We start from the raw sequence: 22,053 nt of genomic DNA, 5'->3' as shown, positions 1-22,053 counted from the left end.
CTCTCGACATGGCGAATCGAGACTTCGAACTGCTCTTCGCGAGTACGGCGGTGAGTCGGCTCGGCAGCGAGATCAGCTACATCGCCTTCCCCCTGGCGGCGATCGTGGCCCTGCAGGCCGGCCCGGAACAGGTGGGCCTGCTCAACGCCGCCACCACGGCGGCCTTCCTGCTGATCGGCCTGCCCGCCGGTGTGTGGGTCGACCGGATGCGCCGACGGCCCGTCCTGCTCGCCGCCGACCTCGTCCGGTTCCTGCTGCTGGCCTGGGTGCCGCTGGCGTGGTGGTGGGGGATCCTCACGATGACCCAACTCTTCGTCGTCGCCTTCCTGGTGGGCGCGGGCCGGGTCTTCTCGGACGTGGCGGCGCAGAGCTATCTGCCGACGGTCGTGGGACGCGAGCACCTGGTGGCCGGTAACGCCCGCCTCGCCGGCACCGAGGCGGTCTCCCGGATCGTCGGTCGAGGGGCCGGCGGCGCCCTCGTGCAGGCACTGACCGCGCCGGTGGCCATCGCCGTCGACGCGGTCACATACCTGTGGTCGTTTCTTTGCCTGTGCCTGATCCGCCGCCAGGAGCCGGCACCTGCCGTACCCGACGGGCCCCGGCATCTGTGGCGGGAGATCGGTGAGGGCCTGCGTTACGTCGCCGGACAACCCGCCCTGCGCGCCGTCGCCGCATCAGGGGCGCTGGTGAACCTGGCGTCCACGGTCATCGTCGTCATCGTTCCGCTGCTGATCGTCCGGGAACTGCGGTTGCCGGAGGGACTGGTCGGCGTCTTCTTCGCCGTGGGCGGGGTGGGCGCGGTCCTGGGCACGATGGCCGCCCGGCGACTCGCGCTGCGCTTCGGCTACGGGCGTACCCTCATCGTCGCCGCGACGACCGTGGCACCCGTCTACCTGCTGCTGCCCTTCGCCGACCGGGGCGTCTGGCTGTGGGCCGCCGCCCTGGCCTACCTGTTGATGATGGCGAAGGCGTCGATCGACAACGTCCTGCTGGTCAGCTTCCGGCAGACCATCACCCCGGACCGGATGCTGGGCCGCATGAACGCCACCATGCGTTTCGTGCTCTCCGGGGCACTGCCGATCGGCTCGGTGCTCGCCGGTCTCGTCGGAGAGCACGTGTCGCTGCGCGCCGCGCTCTGGTGCGGCACCGTCGGCATGGCCGTCGCCTGGGTACCAATATTCCTCTCGCCACTGCGCACGATGGAGGTGCCGCCGACCGGCCCGGCAGAGCCGGCACCGGTTGCTGCCGCGCCACGATAAAGCGGCCCCGCTCGCCACGCTGCTGGCCAAGCTGTCGCGGCACCGTAGACTGAGGCCGCGCGGCAACTTCACCGGCTCCCGCAGGACGCGCCGAAGGGACCGAAGCACGGCCTGAGCAGGACTTACCTCTGCTCTGCTGATCTTCAGCAAGCGAGCTCAGCAACGCGCGTGTGCGACCCACTAAGGTGAAAACAGAATAGGAACCCGCAGGTAGCGCGCCTACGGGACAGATAGAGCGTCGCCTTAGGAAACCGATGCTCTATCCCCTGAGCTACGGGGGCGCGAGGGCCTAAGGCGTGTTTCATAAGCCCGGTCAGAGCCACTCGCAGATGATGGTGATGGTCAGGACGGCTTGGAACCGGACGGCCAGCTTGTCGTAGCGGGTGGCCACGCCGCGGTGGCGCTTGAGTCGGGCGATGCCGTTCTCAACGGCATGTCGCATCCGGTAAAGGTCTCGGTCGAACTTCGGCGGGCGTCCGCCGCGGCTGCCCTTGGCTTTGCGGTGGGCGTCCTGGTCGGTCTTGCTCGGGATGCACGCCTTGATGCCACGCTTGCGCAGGTAGGCGCGGTTGCCGCGGCTGGTGTAGGCCTTGTCGGCCAGGACGAGGTCGGGGCTGGTGCGGGGCCGGCCTGCTCCGAGTCGGGTCACCCTGATCCGGCGCAGGACCGGGATGAACTGAGGGCTGTCACCCCGGTGTCCGGCGGTCACGACCATTGATAAGACCTTCTGGCCCTGCTCACAGGCCAGATGCGTCTTGGTGGTCAGACCGCCGCGAGATCGTCCGAGAGCGTGATCAGCGGGTTCGTCGTGCACGCCGCCGGGCGGCTCTTTCTGCAGGTGAGGGTTCCTACGGGCGCCCGCGGCGTGTTGATGGGCGCGGCTGGTCATCGAGTCCACGCTGATCGTCCAGGTGATCCGGTCTTGCGCGTCTGCGGTGGCCTGTGACGCGGCCAGGATCTTGTCCCAGGTCCCATCGCGCTGCCAGCGACGGAACAGGCCGTAGAGCGTCTGCCATGGTCCGTACTCGGCCGGGACGTCACGCCAGGGCGACCCGATCCGGATCCGCCACCTGATCCCGTCGATGAGCTGCCGTTTCTCCCACTTCGGCGGACGACCCTTCGCCGACGCGACAGGCAGCAGCGCGGCGAGCCGCTGCCACTGAGCGTCGGTCAGGTCGTGCCGCCTCGTCACCGCTAAGGTGGCCACGAGGTCTCCGGTATGAAGTTCTTGCTTGGTCGCAGAACCAGATACCGGAGACCTCTTCAGTTGTCGATCACCGCCACACCATGACCTTCATCAGCCACCACGACTTCTGAAACACGCCTTAGTCGAGCGACCTGCGGGTTCACCTGGGGTGGCAGGGAGTGGCCCACGTTCCCCGGATCGCCGTTGTCCCAGCCCAGGGCCCCCGCTCGAGCACACGCGGGTTGGCATCCGGTGGAGGAGTCTCTACGCGAGTCCACACATCGCCACCCATACTGATCTTGGTAGCCCTGGATCTGGATCCCTTCCACGAACCGGCTCATCCGTGGCCCCGCAGATCGAATATCAGAATTCCGCATACCGAATGCGGACCATGCCGCAGACCGAAAACGAAGATCCTCGCAGATCGAAACGCGGTTGTTATGATGACGCCGTGCCCACACCGCACCTAATCCCCCGCCGCGCCGCCGCGCAGGTCGATGCCGCCCTGGCGGACACCCGCGTCGTCTTGATCAGCGGAGCACGCCAAGCAGGCAAGAGCACCCTGGTTCGCCTCGTTGCCGGCGATCGTCTAGCCGAGCGCCGCGATCTTGATCGGGCTCAGGACCGGGCGGCGGCGATCGCCGATCCGGTCGGGTTCGTGGACTCCGGCGAACTCCTGGTCATTGACGAGATTCAGCGCGCTCCGGAACTCCTGCTGGCCATCAAGGCAGCAGTCGACGAGGATCCTCGTCCGGGCCGTTATCTGCTCACCGGCTCGTCACGGTTGTTCGGCATGGTGGCCGCCCCGGACGCGCTGCCCGGCCGGATGGAGACCGTGGAACTCTGGCCGTTCTCCCAAGGAGAACTCGATGCTGAACCGGACGGATTCATCGACGCCGTCTTCACCCTCGGTCCGGAGCTGCGACACGAGTCGGATGTGACCCGCGCCGACTACGCGGCCAGGATAGTGCGCGGCGGCCTACCCGAGGCCACCACCCGTGCCGACCCGCGCCGCCGCCAGCGGTTCCTCGACGCCTACGTCCAGGCGCTCATCGACCGCGATGTCCGGCAGCTGTCCGACATCCAGCACAAGGGCGAGCTACGGAAACTGGTACGGCTGCTTGCGGCCAGGTCCGCGACCATCATCGCCGCCAACTCCCTCGAATCCGCCCTCGGGCTCAGTCGACCGACGATCGCCCGCTACCTCCGAGCCCTGGAAGAGATCTTCCTGATCAAGCGGATCCCGGGCTGGTCCCGCAACCTGGGCACCCGGACCACCGCCGCGTCGAAACTGATCTTCGTCGACTCGGGCATCGCCGCCAACGAGATCGCGACCGACGCTCGGGCACTACTCCGGCCGGGCGCGCCGTTCGGCCCGCTACTCGAGTCATTTGTGCTGTCCGAGTTGGCCCGGCAGCTCACCTGGTCCGAGCAGTCCGTCGACCTGTCGCACTACCGCGACCAGAGCAGGTACGAAGTCGACGCGGTGCTCGAGAACCGAGCTGGTCAGGTGGTCGGGATCGAGGTCAAAGCAGCCAGCACCGTCGGACCTGACGACTTCCGCGGGCTACGCCGACTCGCCGCCTGCCTCGGCGACGACTTCATCGTCGGCATCGTCCTCTATACCGGAACCGCCACGCTGCCGTTCGGTGACAGACTCCGCGCCATACCGGTCAGTGCAGTGTGGCAGGCTTCCGCCCCGACAGCAGACTGACCTGGTCCGCAGGCCGCTTCTCAGCCGGTCAGGGCCGTCGAGGCCCGAAAGGGCATCGTCTGCTGATCTTCGGCGAGCGATCGCAACTGGACCGCGCGGGGACCGGCACACGGGGCCAAGAAGCGAAGAGCCGAAGAGCCGAACGTCATCGGCCTGCGGACACCGGTGGACCGTCGGGTTAGGAAATTGATGCTCTATCCCCTGAGCTACGGGGGCGCGAGTGGCAATGTGACGACCTGCGGTTGACCCGCGTTGGCAGGGAGCGACCCAGATTGGCCCCCGTTGCCCGCTGGACTCACGACCACGCACGCGCGTCAGCGTGGCCAAGCGGCCGCCTACCGCCGTCGCCCGCGCCGCTTCGATGACCCGCCGGCGTCGACAGCTCCGACGTCGTCCACGGGATCGTCGCGGCGCGAGGCCGACAACGTGGGTCGAGTCGACGTGCGGCTGTCGGTGATGAGGACGTGGGCGAGGTGCGCGATCTCTTCGATCTTGTCGGTTCCGACCTTGTCGATCAGATGCGTGACGTCGCTGAACCGGCCTCGCTCCCGGCGGTTGCGCAGCCAGTCCCGTAGTAACCACCACAGCCCGGCGGAGCCGGACGCGGTCGCGAGCGCGGCGGCGATCACCGAGCCGTCGCCGCCGCTCACCCGATGCTCCCGGAACGTGAACCTGCCGCCTGGGTGCGCCGGTCCACCCGGTAGCGCACGAGCGCCGCCCGGCCGGCCTCCCAACCCTGCAGAAAGGTGCTGAGCTTCTCGGTCAGCGCCGCCGGATCTCGACGAATGACCAGCGGACGCCGTGGCAGGGGCAACTGACCGACCAGGATGAGATGTGCCCCTGGTATCCGCCTGGGCAGCTCGGCGGCCGGCCGGAAGGTGGGGCTCCGCAGTGCTCGCGCCGCCACGTTGTAGCGCTCACCGGTGATCGCCATACGGGCCCGGATGGCTTGCTTGTGGTTACGCCTGCTGGTCATGACACGCCTCCGGCGGACCCACGCTCCACCAGGACGAGAGACCGGTGTGCGACCTTGCGCGAGTCAAGGACCCTTGTCCGTCGGTGTTCCGGCGGCGTGGGTGACCGGAACGCGGAGCCGGCTGGCGCGTGCAGCCGGCTCAAGGATAGCGGAAGACGTCACTCTCCACAGCCGGCCCTGGGCGTGGCAGAGGTACCGCCGCCCGACCGGCGGCGGAGCTGACCGGTGGTGCCCGCCGCGCCGTTGGCGCGGCGCGACGGGTGCCGGTCAGCGGGGCGGCGAGGCCTGCTCCAGGGGCCGTCCGTGTGCGCGGATCGTGTCCGAGACGGCAACACCGAGCAGGACGGCGACCGCTGCTCCGGTGACCGCGAGCGGCGGCAGGCCGACCATCGCCGGTGCCATGGCCGCAAGGAGGACGATTCCGATCGGGCGTGGCCAGGACACCCGGGCGAAGGCCACGTACTCGAACAGTGAGCGCCCGGCGAGGAACAGCGCGGGCCCGCCGAGGATGGCCCCGACCCACGCGGGTCTGGCGGCTCCGGTGGGGTCGATGAGGGTGAGTTCGGAGCCGGCCGAGCCGGCGAGGATGCCGGCCACCATGAGCAGGTGTGCGAGTTCGGCCAACCGACCGATCCGGCCGGGATCGGCGGATGCCGCGATGGCCTCGCCGAGGATCTGTCCGGCCCGGTAGAAGTAGATCCGCCACAACAACACCGTGACGACGAACGACACGGTGAGGGCCAGTGTCCGTTCGGCCCCGATCGGGCCCAGCAGCAGACTCGACCCGGAGGTCAGGATCGTCTCCCCGAGCGCGACGATGACGAGCTGCCAGTAGCGTTCGGCCAGGTGCTCGCCCGCCCCGGCCCACGGGGAGACCTCTGCGCGACCCAGCCCCGGGACCGGCCAGCCGAATCTGGCCCCCAGGTAGTCGATCGCCAGGGCCAGCGTCCACAGCGAGTTGCGCGTCACCTCCGGCGCGAAGGCTCCGCTGAGCCACGGCAGGGCCGACACACCGAACCAGACGAACGCCAGCATGTTGACGCGGCGGAGGGTGTGACCCCGCAGGATGAGCGCGAAGAACAGGGTACGGCCCACCTGGATCGCCGGCTGGAACGGATCGAACTTGCTCGTCACCCACGCCGTCTGCGTCCAGATCCACCAGACCGCCAGGAACAGCAGCAGCGTCTCGCCGTTCTCCGCGAGGGACGTGCTCAGCCTCTCCGCGACGTGGTCCCTGGTGTAGTCGAGCACCAACTCGTGGACGATCCGGGTGAGCGCGAAGACGAACACGAGATCGAGAACAGCTCCAGGAAGGTCGGCCGCTGTGGGCTCTCACGCCTGCGCAGCAGATTGGCCGCCCTGTTCGTCGTCACCCGCCCGCCTGCTTCGTCCCCATGTCGCTGAAGCAGTCGTACCACGCCTTTGCGCCGCCCACGGAAGGACGCGCACCGGATAACCAAAGGGGGCGGCGACCGTCAGAGCGGCGTGTGCACCCCGTACCGTCCGGTGAGGTAGACCAGAGGATTCGCCGCCTCGCCGGGGTCTATCCGGCGGACGTCGGCGATCACGAGGGCGTGGTCGCCGACGTCCACGGCGCGGTGCACCGTGCAGCGCAGCCGCGCCGTACCGGTCCGCAGCCAGGGGACGCCGTCATCATCGGGGTGCCAGGGGGTCGCCGGACCGAACCTGTCGTCCCATCGCCCCGCGAACCGGGCCGCCAGGTCGCGGTGGCGGGCGTCGAGCAGGTGTACGGCCAGCCGCGAGCTGTGCCGGACCGCGGCCCAGGTGGTCGAGGCGTGGTCCAGACACAGCGACACCAGGGGTGGCCGCAGGCTGGCCGAGCTGAACGACGACACCGTGCACCCGGCCGGGCCCTGCGGTCCGGCGGCGGTCACCACGACCACGCCAGCCGGGTGGTGGCGCAACACCGACCGCAGGCGCTCACCGCCCGACAGGTCGACGTCGCCCGGCGGGTCGGTGGTGGTCATGCCGACGCGCCGACCATCGTCCACGGTGTCGGTGTCCGCGACGCCGCCCGTTGCTTGTTCTCCGCCCACCAGCGCACCGACTGGACGAGGACGGCACGCGGGTCGGCGACCGGCCGGGTCGGCTCGAAGGGCGCCGGCATGCTGGTGTAGCTCTCGAACATGCCGAGGAGGCGAACCGCCTCGTGCTGGACCTGGCTGAGGTGGCGCTCCGCGAGGGGCAGGAAGAACCGGTGCCACGACTCCGTCGAGATCAACGGTGGGACCTGGATCGGCCCGAGCCCGCGCTCGGCCCGCCACCCGGTCAGTTCGGCGCACACGATGTCGACCATCTCGCTCAGCCGCAGCGCCGCGGCGCCCGCCGCGACGACCTCCAGGCGCTGGTCGTTCGGGGCGGCGCCGACGGCCGCGTCGACGATGGCCTCCGCGACCTGGTCGACCGGCGCGACCTCGGCGTACCCGTCGGGGCTGCCGACCACCACGGCCGCCAGGCCCGAGACCAGCGCCTGCAGCAGGGTGTACGGCCCGGAGAAGCGGGAGATCGCGCCGTCGGTGCTCCGCCCGAGGATCAGCGGCGGCCGTACGATGGTGAGTCCGTTCGGCACCTGCGCGCGCACCAGTCGCTCGCATTCGGCCTTGGACCACTCGTAGCCGTTGCGGTAGCCGTCGAAGTCGGCGGCGTCGGACTCCTCGGTCCGGGCCCCGCCCACGTACGCCGTGGAGACGTGCACCAGGTGCGTGCCAGGGGCCAGCAGGTCCAGAACCGCGCGGGTGGGCGCGATGTTCGCCGCCTCCGCTTCCGCCCGCGTCATCGTCCAGCGGGTGCAGGCGGCCATGTGCACGATGGCGTCCCACGGACCCCGTACGGCCTCCGGTGGTGCCTCCGCGCCGATGTTCCAGGCCGTTGTGCCGGGCCGGGAGCCGGTGCGGGTCACCGGCACCACCGTCGGCGCCGCCGGGTGCGCGGCGAGCTGCTCGAGAACCTCCCGGCCGACCACGCCGTCGGCGCCGGTGACGAGAATTCGCATGGTGTCCCCCGTAGCTGTGCGTGGATGGGGCGGTGGGTCACACCGCCGTCGGTGTCAGTACCAGGCAGGCGTTGTGCCCACCGAAGCCGAAGGAGTTGGAGAGCACCGGCGCCGGCCGTACCGCCCGGGGCTCCTTCGCGACGATGTCGATGAGGTCGGCGTCCGGGCCGCCGGTGAAGTTGGCCACCGGCGGCACCGAGCCGCGGGCGGAGCTGACCAGGGCGACGAGCGCCTCGAAGGCCCCGGCCGCGCCCAGCAGGTGCCCCACCACGCCCTTGTTCGCGGTGACCGGCGGCACCGCCGCGCCGAAGCACGTGCCGAGTGCCAGGGCCTCCGCGCGGTCGTTGAGCTGGGTGCTGGTGCCGTGCGCGTTGACGTGACCCACGTCGCCGGGTTCGAGGCCGGCGTCGCGGATCGCCCGGCGCATGCAGGCGGCCGCCTGTTCGCCGTCGGCGCGCGGCGCCACGATGTGGAAGGCGTCGGAGTTGGCGGCGTAACCGGCGACCTCCCCGAGGATGCGGGCGCCGCGAGCGACAGCGTGTTCCCAGCGTTCCAGTACGAAGAAGGCCGCGCCCTCACCCATCACGAAGCCGTCCCGGTCGGCGTCGAAGGGCCGCGACGCGCGGGCGGGATCGTCGTGGCGGCGGGAGAGCGCGCCGGCCTTGGCGAACGACGCCATCGTCATCGCCTCGATCGACGCGTCCGCTCCGCCGGCCACCACGACGTCCAGCGCGTTGTTCCGGATCTGTAGCGCCGCCTCGCCGATCGCCGTCGTGCCGCTGGCGCAGGCGGTCGCGACGGTCTGGTAGGGACCGCGCGCGCCGAGTTGGAGACCGATCCCGGCGGCCACCGAGTTCGGCATGATCTTGCTGACGGTGTACACCGGCATGGCGGCCGGTTCGTCCGCGTACGTCTTGACGACCTGGATCGTCGGCGCCAGCCCGGACGCCGTCGTGCCGACGTGGACGCCGAGACGGTCGAGGTCCACCGCGTCGCTGGTCAGACCGGCGTCCGCGACGGCGTCGGCGACGGCGGCCAGCGCGAGGTGCGAGGTCCAGTGCGTCTTGCGCTGCTCACGGCGGTGCAGATAGGCATCGAGATCGAACGGAGGCACCGGGCAGCCGAACGTGACCGGCGACCTGTCCGTGATCAGCGACTCGATGACGACCGCCGTCGACCGGGCGCCGAGCATCGCCGCGAACACCTCGTCGACCGAGTTGCCGGCCGGGGACTTCACGCCCAGCCCGGTGATCGCCACCCGGGCGCGGTCGCTCACGGCTGACCACCCTCCGGTGCGACCGCGGCGGGAGCGGTCAGCCGGCCGTACAGGAGATCGATGGCGTCACCCACGGTCCGGAGTTTCACCAGATCGTCGAGGGTGAGCCGGACGTCCAGCTCGGCTTCCAGCTTGGTGCCGATCTCCATCAGCTCCAGGCTGTCGATACGGAAGTCGACCTCGAGGTCGCTCGTGTCCCCGATCTCGGTGGGCTCGACAGCGAGTACCTCCGCGATCACGACGCGAACCCGGTCGGCAACCTCGTCCCGTGAACTCACGGTGTCCTCCTGTGGTCTGGGTCGGCGTGGGTCGTACCAGGGTGCTCACCATCGCCGGCCGTGGCGGCCCGCAGCCGCGGCGCGGACTCGTCGAGGTCGAGGAACGCCGGCACCCGCAGGGCCAGGCGGCCGAGGTACTGGCGGGTGGCGGCCCCGGTCGGCGGGTGGAAGCGGATCGCCTGCGCGTCCCGCCAGAGCCGTTCGAGCGGCATCCGCCGGCTCAACGCGACGCCGCCACACGCCTCGGTCAGCGCGCCGACGGCGGCGGGGACGACCTCGGCCGCGCTGTGCTTCAAACCCAGGGCGGCCGGGAGCAGCAGTTGGGGATCGGCGCCGGCGTCCATCTGCGCCGCCAGCCCGGCGCACGCGGCCTCCAGGGTCAGGAGCCGGGCGGCCTGGTCCCCGACGACGGACTGGTAGCTGGGAAGTTCGGCCCGGGTGGCGTCGAGATGGGCGATCCGGCCCCGCCCGGTCAGGGTCTGGGTGGCGTGCAGCGCCGCCTGCGCGAGTCCGAGGTAGACCGCGACGCTGGTGAGCGCGAACCAGATCAGCCCGGCCGCGACGACGTCGTCGTCCTCGCCGATGGGACCGCTGTAGAAGACCAGGTCGTCCGGGACGTGACAGTCGTCGAGCACCAGCGTGTCCGAGCCGGAGCCACGCATGGACATGGTGTCCCAGGTCTGCGAGACGCTGACCCCCTCGGCCTTCGTCGGCAGCAGGAGCACGTGCACCTCCTCCGGCCCGTCGGCCGGGTCGGACTGCACCTGGAGGCAGACCAGGTCGGCTTCGGCGATCAGGGAACAGGGGCTCTTCCGGCCGCTGAGTTGCCACCCCTTCGCCGTCCGTCGGGCCCGGATCGTGGAGCGCACCACCGACCCGCCGAGGTTCGGCTCGGCGAAGGCCGAGGCGACCAGGCGGCCCTGCGTGGCGATGGCCTCCATGAGCATCCACGACACGTCGGACCGGCGACGCCAGTGCTCGACCATCAGACCGACCGAGAAGAGATGCATGTTGACAGCGATGGCGAGCGCCGGGTCGGCCGCGCCGATCCGGCGCTGCGCGGCACAGCAGGCGAGCAGACCAGCGCCTCCCCCGCCGAACTGGGTCGGCACCGGCAGGCCCGGCCAGCGTACGGCTCGCAGCGCGTCGAGCCCGGCGGCGTTGGGCTTCCCGTCACGGTCGGCCTCCTCGGCCGCGGCGCCGACGAGAGCCACCGTCGCGTCGGGCAGGAGGTGCGTGACGTCCGGCCAGATGGTGGCCGCGAGGTCGGTGGGTGATGTCATCTCAGGCGCCCTCCAACGTGTGTTCCGCGGCGGCGATCGTGGTGTCCAGCATCTTCAGCGCGTCGGCCACCTCCCCGTCACCGGCGACGAGCGGCGGCAGGAGCCGCAGTGTCGAGGCCCGGCTGAGGCAGGGCGACACCAGCAGGCCGGCGCCCGCGAGGCCGAGCAGCACCTCCCCGGCCAGCGCCGGGGTGGCGAGGTCGATGCCCCACAGCAGCCCTCGACCCCGTACGGCGGTGATCGCGGCCGGGTGCGCCTGCCGCAGGTCCGCCAGGCCGCGGCTCATCTGCGCCTCGATGGCCTGGCCCCGCGGGGCGAGCGCCTCGATCGCGTTCAGGGCGGCCGGCAGCGCCGCGCAACTGAGCGGGTGGCCGCCGAAGGTCGCCGAGTGCAGGAACGGGTTGTCGGCCAGCGGCCGGTAGAGCCGCTCCGAGAAGAGGCCGGCCGACAGCGGGACCACACCGCCGCCGAGCGGCTTGCCGAGCAGGACCGCGTCGACGGGCAGCCCGGCCGACAGCGCGACCGACCGCTCGCCGCACCGGCGCAGCCCGCACTGGATCTCGTCGGCGATCACCACGACGTCGTGCTCCTGGGCGCTGGCACACCAGGCCCGCAGCACCTCCGGGGCGATGGGGACCGCGCCGTTCTCGCCCTGGACCGGTTCGACGACCAGCGCCGCGACGTCGCCCCGGGCGAGTTCGCGTCCGACCGCGTCCGGATCGTCGCCCGCGACGTGCGCGGTGTCGGCGAGGTAGTCCTCCAGACCGTCGCGGAAGTGCGCGCTGTGGGTGAGCGCCAGCGCGCCCAGTGACTTGCCGTGGAACGCGCCGTCGACGGCGACGACCCGCCTGCGGCCGGTCGTCAGCCGGGCGAGCTTGAGGGCCACCTCGACGACGTCGGCGCCGTTGAGCCCGAAGTAGACGCGGGGTAGGGCGTGGTCGAGGTAGGCGGAGACCGTCGCGGCGGCGTGCGCCGTGACCGGGTTGGCCAGCGTACGGCTGGCGGTCGGCATCACGTCGAGCTGCTCGCGGACCGCCGCGACCACGTCGGGGTGCCGGTGGCCGAGCAGGGTCACCGCGTACGACCCGAAGTCGAGCATCTCCCGGCCGTCGGACAGTCGGACCCGGCAGCCGCCGGCGCCGACCTCGACCGCTCCCTGCCCGGCGAACGTCGACGTCAGCGCGACCCGGGGCGACTGGTGTCGGCGTACCCGGTCGAGCACGTCGCCGGCGTCGACGGCGTTCCGTGGCCCGCTCATGCCGGACCGCCCGACGAGCCGTGGGCCGCGGCGCCGCCGTCCGGCAGCCATGCCGCCGGCATCGCGCTCGGCAGGTGGGCCGCCCGGTTGATCGGCAGGATCTGCCGGACCATGCGCAGCGCCGGAAAGGTGCCCTCCGGGCGGCGCACCGAGGGCGCCCGGTCGGGGTAGCCGAGGTCCGACTCCAGCCGACGCACGTACGCGTCGATCGCCGGCAGGTGGGTGGCGGCCTCCGCCGTGTCGGTCGCCCGGACCATCCGGCGCACCAGGTCCAGGCCGTCCTGGATCTCCTGCGGGTCGAGACCGGCGAACGGGTCGGCCAGCGCGTCGGTGGGATCGGCGGGAAAGCCCTCGGTCCACAGCGAGCGCACCGCGCTGGTGCGGAGGACGACCTCCCGGGTGGCGAACCTCGCGACGGCCAGTTGTCCGGAGTCGACGGCGCCGATCACGTCCTCGTGGCTGGCGTGCACCATGAGCAGCAGGTCCATGATGCCGAAGCAGTGGAACGCCGCCCAGCGGCGGGGTTCGAGCACCCGGACCGGCGTCGCGGTCACGGCCGGTGCTCCGACACGGACATCCATACGAGATCCTCCTCGGTCAGTAACCGCAGGTCGGCGGGGAGCGCGCTGACCTGGCCGGTCCAGGCGAGCTTCGGATCGGCGCCCGCGTCACCGTCGACAAGCTCGACGCCGCGCAGTCCCCACCGGTGCACCAGGACCCGGTCGTGCACCTGCCAGGTGGTCGCGCCCTCGGCGGGCGTCAGCGTGACGTACGGGTCGTCGGGCAGCGGCTGTTCGACGGTGAGTCGCGCGACGAGTTGCTCGGCGTGGTCGCGGTATTCCGGTAGCTGCTCGGCGCTGGTCGGCAGGTCGAGCAGGCGGTGGTACGCGTCGAGCAGGTCGGTGCGGCCGAGCCGTTCCAGCTTCAGGCCCAACCACTTGTGCCCGATGTAGGCCTCGCCGCCCGCAGTGGCGTACGCGTCGAGCGCGGCGGTCGCGGCGTCCCCGAAGCGCACCGCCGCGATCAGCGGGCGACGGTCGGCCAGCAGCCGGGCGGCGGTGCGGTAGCGCAGCGCTTCGGTCCGCCACCAGCGCACGGCGTAGTCGACGAACACCGGTCGCAGGTCGGCCTGCCACGCGCGCCACTCGTCGGTGCCGTCCAGCGCGTACCCGAAGGACAGCCGGCCGAGGCGTTGCAGCCGCGACCGGGCCGCCTTCCACACCGCGCGCTCGGCGCCGGCGGGCACGCCGTCCCCGGCCCGGAGCGCCGCGGCCTCGTCCCGCACCGGGCGGGCCTCGAAGTACGTCGTGTCGACGGTGACGCCGAGTCCGTGCGAGCTGACCGGGAAATCGGTGACCCGCCGGTCGTCGACGACGACGTGCAGGTCGACGTCGCTGCTCGCGTTGCCGAAGCCGTGCAGGACGGAACCGGAGGCCACGACGAGCAGGGGCGGGCCGAAGGTGGACCCCACCTCCGCGAGGAGCGCCTCCGGGGTGGCCCGGTGACCGGCCAGGAAGCGGGTGAGATGCGTCAGCATCTCGGCGTCGGTTATCAAGAGTGCTCCTTCGTGGGCGCGCCGGCGGACGGCTGTCCGGTGATCAGGTGAACGCCGACTTCTCGAGGTTGTAGCCGACGCCGACGACCGCGACGACGGCGAGCACCAGGGCCAACGCCCCGATGACGGCGACGGCCTGCACCGTGGGACCCCACGAGCCGGCCCCGCTGGTCGTCTCGTCGAGGGCGCGCATCGCCCAGTGCTGCGGGGTGAGGAAGCCCATCGCGCGGGACACCGCGGGCAGTTGGTCGGAGGGCACGATCGCGCCGCCGACACTGCCGGTGGTGAGCAGCAGCACGTAGGCGATGCTCTGGAAGACCGGCGCGGTACGGGTCACGACGAACAGCACCGCGCCGAGCGCGCAGCCGGCCGCGACCAGCGCCACCGCGACGACGAGGAGCTGCGCGGGCGAACCGTGCAACGGCAGCCCGTACGCGACGAACGCGACGGCGGCGAAGATGCCCAGCTGGATCAGGCCGGCCGCCGCGACCGGGAGCATCTTGCCGAGCAGGAACGCCGTGCGCGCGGGACGGTTCACCGCCTGCCGGACCCAGGTGTGGTTGGTGTATTCGCGGAACAGGGCCAGCCCGGTGTAGTTGACGGTCATGAAGCTGAACATGACCGCTATGCCGACCATGGACCGGCCGGGGACGGCGGACCCGCCGGCACCGGCGCCGGACACCGCCGGGCCGAGCGTGACGGCCAGCACCGCGGGCACCGCGAACATGAAGGCGAGCGGGGTCCGCATCCGCCACAGGATCCGGCTGTCGCTCACCGCGAACGCCGCCACGACGGACCAGAACGCGGGCCGGTCAGCGGTCTTCGGCATCGAGCACCCCTTGCAGCCGAGGATCGGCGACGAGCACGTCGCGCAGCCGGGAGCCGGTGGTGTGGACCTCGAGCAGCCGATCGGCGGCGGACGTCGCGAGGAGGTGGGCGACTCCCGGACCGAGGTCGCCGACGGTCCCCGGCAGCGGCATCCGGACGGTACGCGGCAGGTCCTCCGACGTGACCGTCTTGATCACCAACTCCCGGTGGTAGCCCGCGAGCAGGTCGGCGACCGGCCGGCGCTGCCCGACGGTGCCGTTGCCCAGCACCACCGCGTCGGTGCACATCTCCTCGATGTCCTCCGGGTAGTGCGAGGTGACCACAACGGTGGCACCGGCCTGCCGCCACCGGTCGACGAGCTCCACCAGCCGGGTACGGGTCTCGAAATCCAGGGCCGCGGTCGGCTCGTCCAGTAGGCGCAGTGGCGGCTCGTGCACGAAGCTGGCGGCGAGGTGGGTCAGTCGCGCCCAGCCGCCGGAGAGCCGGTGCACCGGTTGCCCGGCCCGTCCGGTGAGCCCGAACTCGCCGAGGGTGCGCTCGACAGCGGCGGCCACCGCCCGCCGGGGCAACAGCGTCCGGGCGACGTGACGAACGTTCTCGGCCACCGTCAACTGCTGGTAGAGCGCGATCTGCTGGGTGGCGTAGCCCACCAGGATGCGGTCGAACCCGGCCACCCCGCCCACAGTGACCTCGCCGCCGTGGTCGCCGGGGCGCACCCGCAGGAGAGCATTGAGCAGTGTGCTCTTTCCTGATCCGTTGGCCCCGAGGAGCCCCAGGGACTGACCGGGCCGGACCTCGAACGACACGTCGTGCAGCACCGGTTCGCGTTGCCCGGGATAGCGGAAGGACAGGGCGGAGACAACCAGGGTCCGACCCGGGTCGGGCTTCGCCGACGGGTCTCCGGACGAGGAGACGGCGCGGGTGGCAGAGGGATGCATGCGGCGGCCTGGACTTCCGTCGGGTCAGTTGCCGGACAGGACGCGGCTCTCGATCGCCTGCAACATCTGCACCGCGTTCTCCTGCAATGCGGTGGCCGCGACCGGATTGAGCATGTCGGCGAGCAGCGGAATGCCGATCTCGAAGTCGACGTACAGCGTCAGCGCGCTGCCTTCGTCACCGTTCTCCGTCACCTGCCAGTAGCCGGTGAACCGTTCAAGATCGCCGCTCACCTGATGGAACGAGATGCGCATTTTCTCGTGGTCGAGGGTCTCCTCCTCGGCCCACTCCAGAATCGACCCCTTGAGGAACGTCGACCACTCACTGATCCGGTGGTCGGGCCCGAGCTGTTTAGTGATCTTCACCGAACGGACGTTGTCCATGTGGTCGGCGTAGAGCTCGATGTCGATAACCGCCGCCCAGGCGAGCTCGGGCGCGGCCGCAATGACGTGTTTCACCTCGACGATCGGCACGGTGCTCCTCGTTTCGCCGGACAGACCGGCTGGCGGTCGGACCTGAGTGGATGGGGCTGGTGGACCGATCCGCGATGCCCTCGGACCCGGTCACCTCATTGAGGTTCTTCATCGGGCGTTCACGACCGTACTATGCGGGTCAAAGAGCCGACAAGGCTCGGCGAAACGCTGCCGTATTTCAATTGTTGGAAGGCGCTGGCAGGTGACTGACCTGCCAAGGGGCAAGGATGGATCACCGGCGCCTGGGCGTTTTCCTGGCCCGTGGAATCAAATTTTTGAATATCGGATTCCCGCGCCGATTCGTTGTCGCGCAACGATGACGGATGCTAACGTCCGACCCTGCTGGAAAAAGGCCTCGGGGTCGGCGCCCGCTCCGCGCCACGTGCCCGTCGGTCATTCTCGATCCCCGGAGCCACAATGACTCTTTCCGTACGACGACCGCGCACATCCAGCAGGCGGGTCAGGCCCCGGTGGTCACCCCTCGCGGCACCCGCTGCGGCGGCCCGATGAGCGCCGGCACGCCGGGCGGGTCGGCGGGGACGGCGTCGAGGTCGACGGACGGCACGCCGATCCGGTTCTCGACGGTGGTGGATCTCAACCTGTTCCGGGTGCGGTTGTCGAGCAACGTGGAGGACTTCTCCGCCACCTCCTACTTCACGCGATTCGGGCCGGACGTCCCCGGTGCGACGGCGGACTTCGAGGTTCGGTGCATCGACCTGGCCCGCGACCGCATCGACGAGAGCGTCGTCCGGGACCAGATCGACGACACGGTACGGGCGAAGCGGATGGCCAGGGGCTACTACCGTGGCCCCTACTTCGGCGCTCCGGCCTACCTGGTGACGAGGGGTCGCACGTTCTCGGTGTACGGCACGTCCCTGGAACGGCTGGTCTGGCCCTACTTCGTCAAGTACCTCCTCTGCGTCTACGCGGCGGGTGAGGGCTACGCGGACCTCAAGGCGGGCGGCTTCGCCTCCCCCGAGGGTGGCGCGACACTCCTCTTCGGCCAGAGCGGCGGGGGAAAGACCGTCTTCCTGACGCAGGCGTGTCTCGGCGGCGCGCGCTTCCTCACGAACACACACACCCTTCTCCGCGACGGGGTGGCGCACGCGGTGCCGTCCGCCATCCGGGTTCGGGCGGACGACGTGTTCCGTGCCACGATCGCCCGGCTGCGCCTGCCCCGGCACCTCGAGCAGGGCGAGTACATCGCCCGCCCGGAGCAACTGTTCCCGGCTCCGCCGGTCGATGCCGCGCCGGTACGCAACATCGTCATCATGGGGCGGCGGTCAGCCGGCGCGCCGGCCCTCGAGCGGGTCTCGTCGTCGACGGCGACCGCCTTCCTGGACCAGTTCGGGATGGGCGTCACCACCTACGGCCTGAAGGACGACCTCATCTCCCACTTCGCGCACGACATCGACGCCTTCGCGGAACACTACGGCCGGATGAAGAAGGCGATCGCCGAGATGTGTGAGGGTTCGCGCTGCTACGTCTCCCGCGTCGACATGACGGACGTCGCGATCCGGCGCGCGGTGCTGGAGCAGCTCTCCGCGTGACCGCCGGCCGCGAAGCCCTTGCCCTCCACCGGAGGTCGCCGTAAATTGCATCGATGATCCTCAACGAGGAGCCTCCCCCCGTCCCTGGCCGGACCGCCAGCCACGACGATCCGCCGCCCGAGGATCTCGACGGCATCGCCTACCTGCGTGGGCTCTCCCGGCGGGGGTTCCTCACCGGCGCCGCGCTGGCGGCATCCGGCGTCTCCGCCGCGTTCGCCCTGTTGCCGGGCTCCGCGCGGGCGGCTGGCAGCTACCTGCGGCCGTGCGGAAACGCCCGGATCTCCAGCTCCTGGGCGGACCACCGAAACCGGACTCCCCCATCGGGCGAGCCGGGCACCGACTACGCGGTCGGGACCGGAACCCCCGTCCTGGCCGCGGCGAACGGCACGATCCGTCTCGTGAAGACCGACACCTCCACCGCGACGGGACGCGTCGTGGGGATGGCGCACGACGACGGCAACTACACCCGGCACCTGCACCTGTCCTCGATCGCCGTCTCCACGGGGCAACGGGTGTCACGCGGCCAGACGATCGCGTACTCCGGCGCCTCGGCGAACGGAAGTGACAACGGCGTCGGCCCCCATGTGCACACCAGCCTCTGGCTGAACACCGGCAGCCCGACGGACTTCCGCGCGACAGTGGATTTCGAGAACCACGTCGGGGACGTCGCCAACCCGAATCCGCCCGACCAGGAGGTAGACGACGTGTTCATCGCGAACGTGAAGGGCAACTGGTACCTGGTGGTCCCCCAGGGCACCGCCAAGCCGCGCGCGGTGGTGCTCGGCGGCGACAGCAACGCCGCGGCATCCGGCATCCCGGTCCTCAACTTCAGTTGGGACCCGTCGATCAACGCGCTCCGGGCGGCGGTCGACGGCATCGGTTGATCCGGGCGGACGGGGCCGCGAGCGCCCGATCGGCCCGTCGGTAGGGCGAAGACAGCGACGGGCCCGGCGCGGAGAACGTTCCTCCGCGCCGGGCCCGCCCTCGGGTGGGGTCAGGCGGTCACGCAGGTGGCCGTGGCACCCGGACCGGTGCCGGTGCCCTGGAAGCCGAAGTTCGTCGACTGCCGGCCGGCGAGACGACCGTTGTAGCTCACGTTCCTGAACTGGACGTTGCCGCTGGTGCCGCTGGCCTGGGCGTTCCAGGTGCCGGTGACCGAGGCGCCGCTGGGCAGCGCGACGGTCACGGTCCAGCCGTTGATCGCCGACTGACCGGCGGTGACCGTCACGTCCGCCGTGAAGCCGCCGGCCCACTGGTTGACCGCCACCGACGCGGAGCAGCCGTCACCGGCCGGCGGCGTGGTCGGCGGCGTGGTGGGGGGCTCGGTCGTCGGGGGCGTGGTCGTCGGGGGCGTGGTCGTCGGGGGCGTGGTCGTCGGCGGGTTGGGCGCGCCGTTGGCCAGGCTGAAGGCCAGGTCGGGCTGGAACGAGCCGGCCGTGTACCGGCAGCCGTCCGCCTCGCCCGGCGGCTTCACCCAGAGGTACGCGTCGATGTTGGCGTCCCCGGTGTTCGTCGTCGGGTACTGCCCGATGCGCCGGTCGGTGTTGTCGTCGCCGCACCAGTCGCCGCTGGCCCCGCCGTTGCGGCTGGTGTCGATGACCTGGCGCTTGCCGGTGAGGCCCATGCCGTTGAGGGCGGAGATGACCGCCCGGCCGAAGTTCGCCTCGTTGGCGGTGGAGTTGTAGTTCGACACGTTGCTGAAGAAGCCGTCGGCGTACTGCACGCCGGCCGCCCGGAGCCGGTTGGCGGTCTCACCCGCGCTGTTCCAGGTGGAGTGGCCGGCGTCGAGGTACACCTTGGCGTTGGGGTTGGCCGACTTGATGGTCCGGGTGGCCGTCGAGATCGCCTGGTTACGCGCGTTGATCTCACTGCTGCTCAGGCAGGTCAGCAGGGCGAGCGAGTCGGTCTCCAGGATGATCAGGACGGTCTGGTTGCCCAGCCCCCTGGCGAAGTTGGACACCCACGTCTGGTACTGGTTCAGGTCCGGCGCCCCGCCCGCGCTGGCCCCGCCACAGTCCCGGTTGGTGATCTCGTACACCGCCAGCACCGGGATCTGCTGCGCCGCGTTGGCGGCGCCGATGTGCGCGGAGACCTCGGCCTGCACGGTGGACGGGTTGAAGTTGGCGAACCAGCGGGCCTGCGGCTGGCTTGCGATCTTGTCGCGGATGACAGCGGCACGGGAGTCGCCGGGGTTGGCGGCGACCCATTTGACGACCGCCGAACTCGGGTCGCGGTAGAGCGACCCGGACACCGTGCCGGCAGAGGCGGTGCCGACGCTGAGGCAGACACCGACGGCGACGGCGCCCGCGACGGCCGCCGCGCCGATGGCCGCCGATCTGCGGCGAAGCGAGGAGAGGGTAGCCACGACGTGTTGCCTCCTGATCACATTGATGTTTCCAAGTGCTTGGGAGCGTTCCCATGGACGGTAGCGGAGCCACGGGCCGCTGCCAAGACGTGGAGACTTGTCGATACTCTCGGAGCTGCGGTCGTGGTCAGGAGACACGGAACGGCGGTGGTCGTACCCAATCGGGTGCGACCACCGCCGTTGCCCGGTGCGCGCGGCGGAGCCGGCCCGACTCCGCCGTGGGTTGTGTGGAGGTTACGGGTGGAGGGCCTCTTCGGCGGGAGTCCAGGTCGACTCGTTCCGGACGTCGGCGACCGTGATGCTCCGGGCGACCCTCTCCAGCTCGGCCTGCGGCAGGCGGTTGCCGAGGCCCGCGGCGCTGACCTGCAGCACGACGGTGCCGTCACGGCTCCAGATGTTGCAGAAGCCGCCGTCGTCGGGGTAGCTCTTCGGGTCGCGCCGCTCCGATCCGTCGTAGCACCTCGTCACGCCGGGCTCCGGCGGCTGGTTCGAGCTGGTGCTGGGGGTGACGAAGATGTGGAACCCGTCGGCGATGGCGTCCTCGGTCGCGTCGTACGGAACGGTCAGGCCCGAGGGAGGCGGGGCCGGCCTGGCGTACGTCGCACCGCCGAAGTCACCGGCGCGGGCCGTGGCGATGCCGAACAGGCCGGGCATGGCGTGCGTGCCGATCTGCAACGGCTGGTAGCCGTCGGGCACGTAACCCACCCTGAACGGCACCAGGGCCGGCGTCGGCCTGCCGGGCTTCAGGCCCTCGACCAGGCCGCCCAGGTCCTCGAAGCTCGGGGTGGCATCGTCGCTGGAGTACGACGTGACGGCCGCCCAGGCGTTGTCGGCGTACTCCCAGGCGAACAGCTTGTTGCCGGCCTCCGTCGGAAGCCGCGGGTCGAAACCGGTCGGCAGCGCCGCCCGCACGGCCCGACGCCCGGCGACGGTGACGGCGGTGCCGTCGGTGATTCCGGCGGGGTCGAAGACACCTGGTCGGTAGACGGTCAGGTAGGCCCAGAGCGAGGGCTTCCCCCCGGCGGCGGCCATCTTCTTGTCCCGCTCGGTGCCACGACCCGGCGCCGCTGCCTCCTCCTCGGTGACCGGCCTGTCCTTCGAGGTGTGCCGGTCGGAGTAGACCGGGGCGATCTGGTAGCCGGTGGACGCGACGATCGGGTCCCGCACGTGCAGCGTGCCGGCGTCGTACCCCTGGAAGGTGAAGATGAACGGCGCCGCGGCGGGCCACACGGCATCGAGTGGCCCGGACGCCGCCGGGCCGGCCGGGGCCGGCGTGCCCGCGGGGTTCCGGTCGACGCCGAGAGCCGGTAGCGCGAACGCGCCGGCGACGGCGACCACGACCAGACCGGCCGCGCCGGCCGACGCGAACCCCATCCGGCGACGCCGCTCGGCCCGCCGACCAGCGGTGACGATGTCGTCGATGGAACGGGTCAGCGGCGGCTCGTCGGCGGTCACGGCGTCCACCAGTTCAGGCAACTGCATTTGTCCACTCCTCCACCGGATTCGCGGTCAGGTTGATGCGTTCGCCGGCGAGTGCCTCGCGCAGCTTCGCCAGGCCACGGAAGACCTGGCTCTTGGCCGTGCCCACCGTGCAGTCGAGGACGTCGGCCGTGTCCTCCAGGCTCAGACCCAGGTAGTGGCGCAGCACGACGGCGGCCCGCTGCCGGGCCGGCACGGCGTCGAGCGCCGCCCACAGGCGCATCCGCTCGTCGACCGCCACGGCCGGGTCCCGCGCCACCACCTCGGGCATGGCATCCCCGGCGGCCCGCTCGCGTCGCCAGGGCCGACGGGTCTCGTCGATCGCGGCCCGGTAGACCATCGTCTTGACGTAGAGATCGGGCCGATCCAGCTTCCGCCAGCGCGGATAGAGCTTGACCAGCGCGTTCGCCACGGCGTCCTCCGCCGTGTGCCAGTCGCCGCAGGTGACGTACGCCAACTTGCGCAGCGATGCCATCTCTGCCGTCACGAACTCGCGAAACGCCTGCTCATCTTCGGCTCGCACGTCGACTGCCTCCTTGTGACGGAGGTAGAACGGAGTCGCCGGGGCGGAAGGTTGCACGGGCCGGACAAGTAGTTGTCCGATTACTGGATCAGCAGGTCAGC

General features: G+C 70.9%; 23 protein-coding genes. 4 read left to right on the top strand and 19 right to left on the bottom strand.

Annotated elements, in window-relative coordinates:
- Nucleotides 1–8: 8 nt before the first annotated feature.
- Nucleotides 9–1,259 (top strand): MFS transporter, encoded by a 1,251-nt coding sequence (locus tag O7634_RS12545; RefSeq protein ID WP_278150316.1) that lies wholly within the window; start codon nucleotides 9–11, stop codon nucleotides 1,257–1,259.
- A 313-nt stretch (nucleotides 1,260–1,572) separates the two neighbouring features.
- Here the strand turns inward: O7634_RS12545 and O7634_RS12540 are convergent, their stop codons facing one another.
- Nucleotides 1,573–2,466: an IS5 family transposase gene (locus O7634_RS12540; protein ID WP_278150315.1), complete on the bottom strand. Its 894-nt coding sequence runs from the start codon at nucleotides 2,464–2,466 to the stop codon at nucleotides 1,573–1,575.
- A gap of 430 nt (nucleotides 2,467–2,896) precedes the next feature.
- On the opposite strand from O7634_RS12540, the gene O7634_RS12535 reads away from it, so the two are divergent.
- Nucleotides 2,897–4,159 (top strand): ATP-binding protein, encoded by a 1,263-nt coding sequence (locus O7634_RS12535; protein WP_278153950.1) that lies wholly within the window; start codon nucleotides 2,897–2,899, stop codon nucleotides 4,157–4,159.
- 335 nt (nucleotides 4,160–4,494) lie between these two features.
- Here the strand turns inward: O7634_RS12535 and O7634_RS12530 are convergent, their stop codons facing one another.
- The 15 genes from O7634_RS12530 to O7634_RS12460 form a co-directional block, all read right to left on the bottom strand.
- A complete protein-coding gene (locus O7634_RS12530) occupies nucleotides 4,495–4,809 on the bottom strand; it encodes a hypothetical protein (RefSeq protein WP_278150314.1) in 315 nt (104 codons plus the stop codon).
- Nucleotides 4,806–5,135, bottom strand: coding sequence for a hypothetical protein (locus O7634_RS12525; RefSeq protein ID WP_278150313.1), 330 nt, complete (start codon nucleotides 5,133–5,135; stop codon nucleotides 4,806–4,808). The genes O7634_RS12530 and O7634_RS12525 overlap by 4 nt, the downstream gene beginning before the upstream one ends.
- 267 nt (nucleotides 5,136–5,402) lie before the next feature.
- Nucleotides 5,403–6,425 (bottom strand): low temperature requirement protein A, encoded by a 1,023-nt coding sequence (locus tag O7634_RS12520; RefSeq protein ID WP_278150312.1) that lies wholly within the window; start codon nucleotides 6,423–6,425, stop codon nucleotides 5,403–5,405.
- A 185-nt stretch (nucleotides 6,426–6,610) separates the two neighbouring features.
- Nucleotides 6,611–7,123, bottom strand: coding sequence for a flavin reductase family protein (locus O7634_RS12515; protein ID WP_278150311.1), 513 nt, complete (start codon nucleotides 7,121–7,123; stop codon nucleotides 6,611–6,613).
- Nucleotides 7,120–8,148, bottom strand: a complete 1,029-nt coding sequence (locus O7634_RS12510) for an SDR family oxidoreductase (protein WP_278150310.1) — start codon at nucleotides 8,146–8,148, stop codon at nucleotides 7,120–7,122. Before O7634_RS12510 ends, O7634_RS12515 begins: the two co-directional genes overlap by 4 nt.
- Before the next feature lie 37 nt (nucleotides 8,149–8,185).
- Complete coding sequence (locus O7634_RS12505; protein ID WP_278150309.1) at nucleotides 8,186–9,424, bottom strand: beta-ketoacyl-[acyl-carrier-protein] synthase family protein; 1,239 nt, start codon at nucleotides 9,422–9,424, stop codon at nucleotides 8,186–8,188.
- Nucleotides 9,421–9,702, bottom strand: a complete 282-nt coding sequence (locus O7634_RS12500; protein ID WP_278150308.1) for an acyl carrier protein — start codon at nucleotides 9,700–9,702, stop codon at nucleotides 9,421–9,423. The genes O7634_RS12505 and O7634_RS12500 overlap by 4 nt, the downstream gene beginning before the upstream one ends.
- Nucleotides 9,699–10,985 (bottom strand): acyl-CoA dehydrogenase family protein, encoded by a 1,287-nt coding sequence (locus tag O7634_RS12495; RefSeq protein ID WP_278150307.1) that lies wholly within the window; start codon nucleotides 10,983–10,985, stop codon nucleotides 9,699–9,701. The genes O7634_RS12500 and O7634_RS12495 overlap by 4 nt, the downstream gene beginning before the upstream one ends.
- Nucleotide 10,986: 1 nt before the next feature.
- On the bottom strand, nucleotides 10,987–12,243 hold the full coding sequence (locus tag O7634_RS12490) for an aspartate aminotransferase family protein (RefSeq protein WP_278150306.1): 1,257 nt from the start codon (nucleotides 12,241–12,243) through the stop codon (nucleotides 10,987–10,989).
- Complete coding sequence (locus O7634_RS12485) at nucleotides 12,240–12,797, bottom strand: hypothetical protein (RefSeq protein WP_278150305.1); 558 nt, start codon at nucleotides 12,795–12,797, stop codon at nucleotides 12,240–12,242. The genes O7634_RS12490 and O7634_RS12485 overlap by 4 nt, the downstream gene beginning before the upstream one ends.
- The gene (locus O7634_RS12480) at nucleotides 12,794–13,798 is read right to left on the bottom strand and encodes a hypothetical protein (protein WP_278150304.1); all 1,005 of its coding nucleotides are present in this window, start codon (nucleotides 13,796–13,798) and stop codon (nucleotides 12,794–12,796) included. Before O7634_RS12480 ends, O7634_RS12485 begins: the two co-directional genes overlap by 4 nt.
- 43 nt (nucleotides 13,799–13,841) lie before the next feature.
- Nucleotides 13,842–14,627, bottom strand: a complete 786-nt coding sequence (locus O7634_RS12475) for an ABC transporter permease (protein ID WP_278150303.1) — start codon at nucleotides 14,625–14,627, stop codon at nucleotides 13,842–13,844.
- Nucleotides 14,611–15,564: an ABC transporter ATP-binding protein gene (locus O7634_RS12470; protein WP_278150302.1), complete on the bottom strand. Its 954-nt coding sequence runs from the start codon at nucleotides 15,562–15,564 to the stop codon at nucleotides 14,611–14,613. Before O7634_RS12470 ends, O7634_RS12475 begins: the two co-directional genes overlap by 17 nt.
- Before the next feature lie 24 nt (nucleotides 15,565–15,588).
- On the bottom strand, nucleotides 15,589–16,035 hold the full coding sequence (locus tag O7634_RS12465) for an SRPBCC family protein (protein ID WP_278150301.1): 447 nt from the start codon (nucleotides 16,033–16,035) through the stop codon (nucleotides 15,589–15,591).
- Nucleotides 16,036–16,154: 119 nt separating this feature from the next.
- Nucleotides 16,155–16,349 (bottom strand): hypothetical protein, encoded by a 195-nt coding sequence (locus O7634_RS12460; RefSeq protein WP_278150300.1) that lies wholly within the window; start codon nucleotides 16,347–16,349, stop codon nucleotides 16,155–16,157.
- 192 nt (nucleotides 16,350–16,541) lie between these two features.
- Here O7634_RS12460 and O7634_RS12455 point away from each other — a divergent pair, with 192 nt between their 5' ends.
- Together O7634_RS12455 and O7634_RS12450 are read left to right on the top strand one after the other, a co-directional pair.
- Nucleotides 16,542–17,585, top strand: coding sequence for a FomB family phosphonate monophosphate kinase (locus O7634_RS12455; RefSeq protein WP_278150299.1), 1,044 nt, complete (start codon nucleotides 16,542–16,544; stop codon nucleotides 17,583–17,585).
- Nucleotides 17,586–17,638: 53 nt separating this feature from the next.
- On the top strand, nucleotides 17,639–18,469 hold the full coding sequence (locus O7634_RS12450) for a M23 family metallopeptidase (protein ID WP_278150298.1): 831 nt from the start codon (nucleotides 17,639–17,641) through the stop codon (nucleotides 18,467–18,469).
- Between the two features lie 110 nt (nucleotides 18,470–18,579).
- Here the strand turns inward: O7634_RS12450 and O7634_RS12445 are convergent, their stop codons facing one another.
- The 3 genes from O7634_RS12445 to O7634_RS12435 form a co-directional block, all read right to left on the bottom strand.
- Nucleotides 18,580–19,950, bottom strand: a complete 1,371-nt coding sequence (locus O7634_RS12445; protein WP_278150297.1) for a glycoside hydrolase family 6 protein — start codon at nucleotides 19,948–19,950, stop codon at nucleotides 18,580–18,582.
- A 234-nt stretch (nucleotides 19,951–20,184) separates the two neighbouring features.
- Nucleotides 20,185–21,432, bottom strand: coding sequence for a hypothetical protein (locus tag O7634_RS12440; RefSeq protein WP_278150296.1), 1,248 nt, complete (start codon nucleotides 21,430–21,432; stop codon nucleotides 20,185–20,187).
- Nucleotides 21,419–21,952 carry a SigE family RNA polymerase sigma factor gene (locus O7634_RS12435; protein ID WP_278150295.1) on the bottom strand — a complete coding sequence of 178 codons (534 nt, stop codon included), beginning with the start codon at nucleotides 21,950–21,952 and terminating at the stop codon, nucleotides 21,419–21,421. Before O7634_RS12435 ends, O7634_RS12440 begins: the two co-directional genes overlap by 14 nt.
- Nucleotides 21,953–22,053: the final 101 nt, after the last annotated feature.

The sequence above is a fragment of the Micromonospora sp. WMMD1120 genome (assembly GCF_029626235.1).
GTDB lineage: Bacteria > Actinomycetota > Actinomycetes > Mycobacteriales > Micromonosporaceae > Micromonospora.
This window is presented reverse-complemented; position numbering and strand designations above follow the sequence as displayed.

Bases quoted from the DNA above. Each gene is read 5' to 3' on its own strand.
- O7634_RS12545 (WP_278150316.1), top strand. From the start codon at position 9: ATGGCGAATCGAGACTTCGAACTGCTCTTCGCGAGTACGGCGGTGAGT.
- O7634_RS12525 (WP_278150313.1), bottom strand. From the start codon at position 5,135: ATGACCAGCAGGCGTAACCACAAGCAAGCCATCCGGGCCCGTATGGCG.
- O7634_RS12515 (WP_278150311.1), bottom strand. From the start codon at position 7,123: ATGACCACCACCGACCCGCCGGGCGACGTCGACCTGTCGGGCGGTGAG.
- O7634_RS12510 (WP_278150310.1), bottom strand. From the start codon at position 8,148: ATGCGAATTCTCGTCACCGGCGCCGACGGCGTGGTCGGCCGGGAGGTT.
- O7634_RS12495 (WP_278150307.1), bottom strand. From the start codon at position 10,985: ATGACATCACCCACCGACCTCGCGGCCACCATCTGGCCGGACGTCACG.
- O7634_RS12490 (WP_278150306.1), bottom strand. From the start codon at position 12,243: ATGAGCGGGCCACGGAACGCCGTCGACGCCGGCGACGTGCTCGACCGG.
- O7634_RS12475 (WP_278150303.1), bottom strand. From the start codon at position 14,627: ATGCCGAAGACCGCTGACCGGCCCGCGTTCTGGTCCGTCGTGGCGGCG.
- O7634_RS12470 (WP_278150302.1), bottom strand. From the start codon at position 15,564: ATGCATCCCTCTGCCACCCGCGCCGTCTCCTCGTCCGGAGACCCGTCG.
- O7634_RS12455 (WP_278150299.1), top strand. From the start codon at position 16,542: ATGAGCGCCGGCACGCCGGGCGGGTCGGCGGGGACGGCGTCGAGGTCG.
- O7634_RS12450 (WP_278150298.1), top strand. From the start codon at position 17,639: ATGATCCTCAACGAGGAGCCTCCCCCCGTCCCTGGCCGGACCGCCAGC.
- O7634_RS12440 (WP_278150296.1), bottom strand. From the start codon at position 21,432: ATGCAGTTGCCTGAACTGGTGGACGCCGTGACCGCCGACGAGCCGCCG.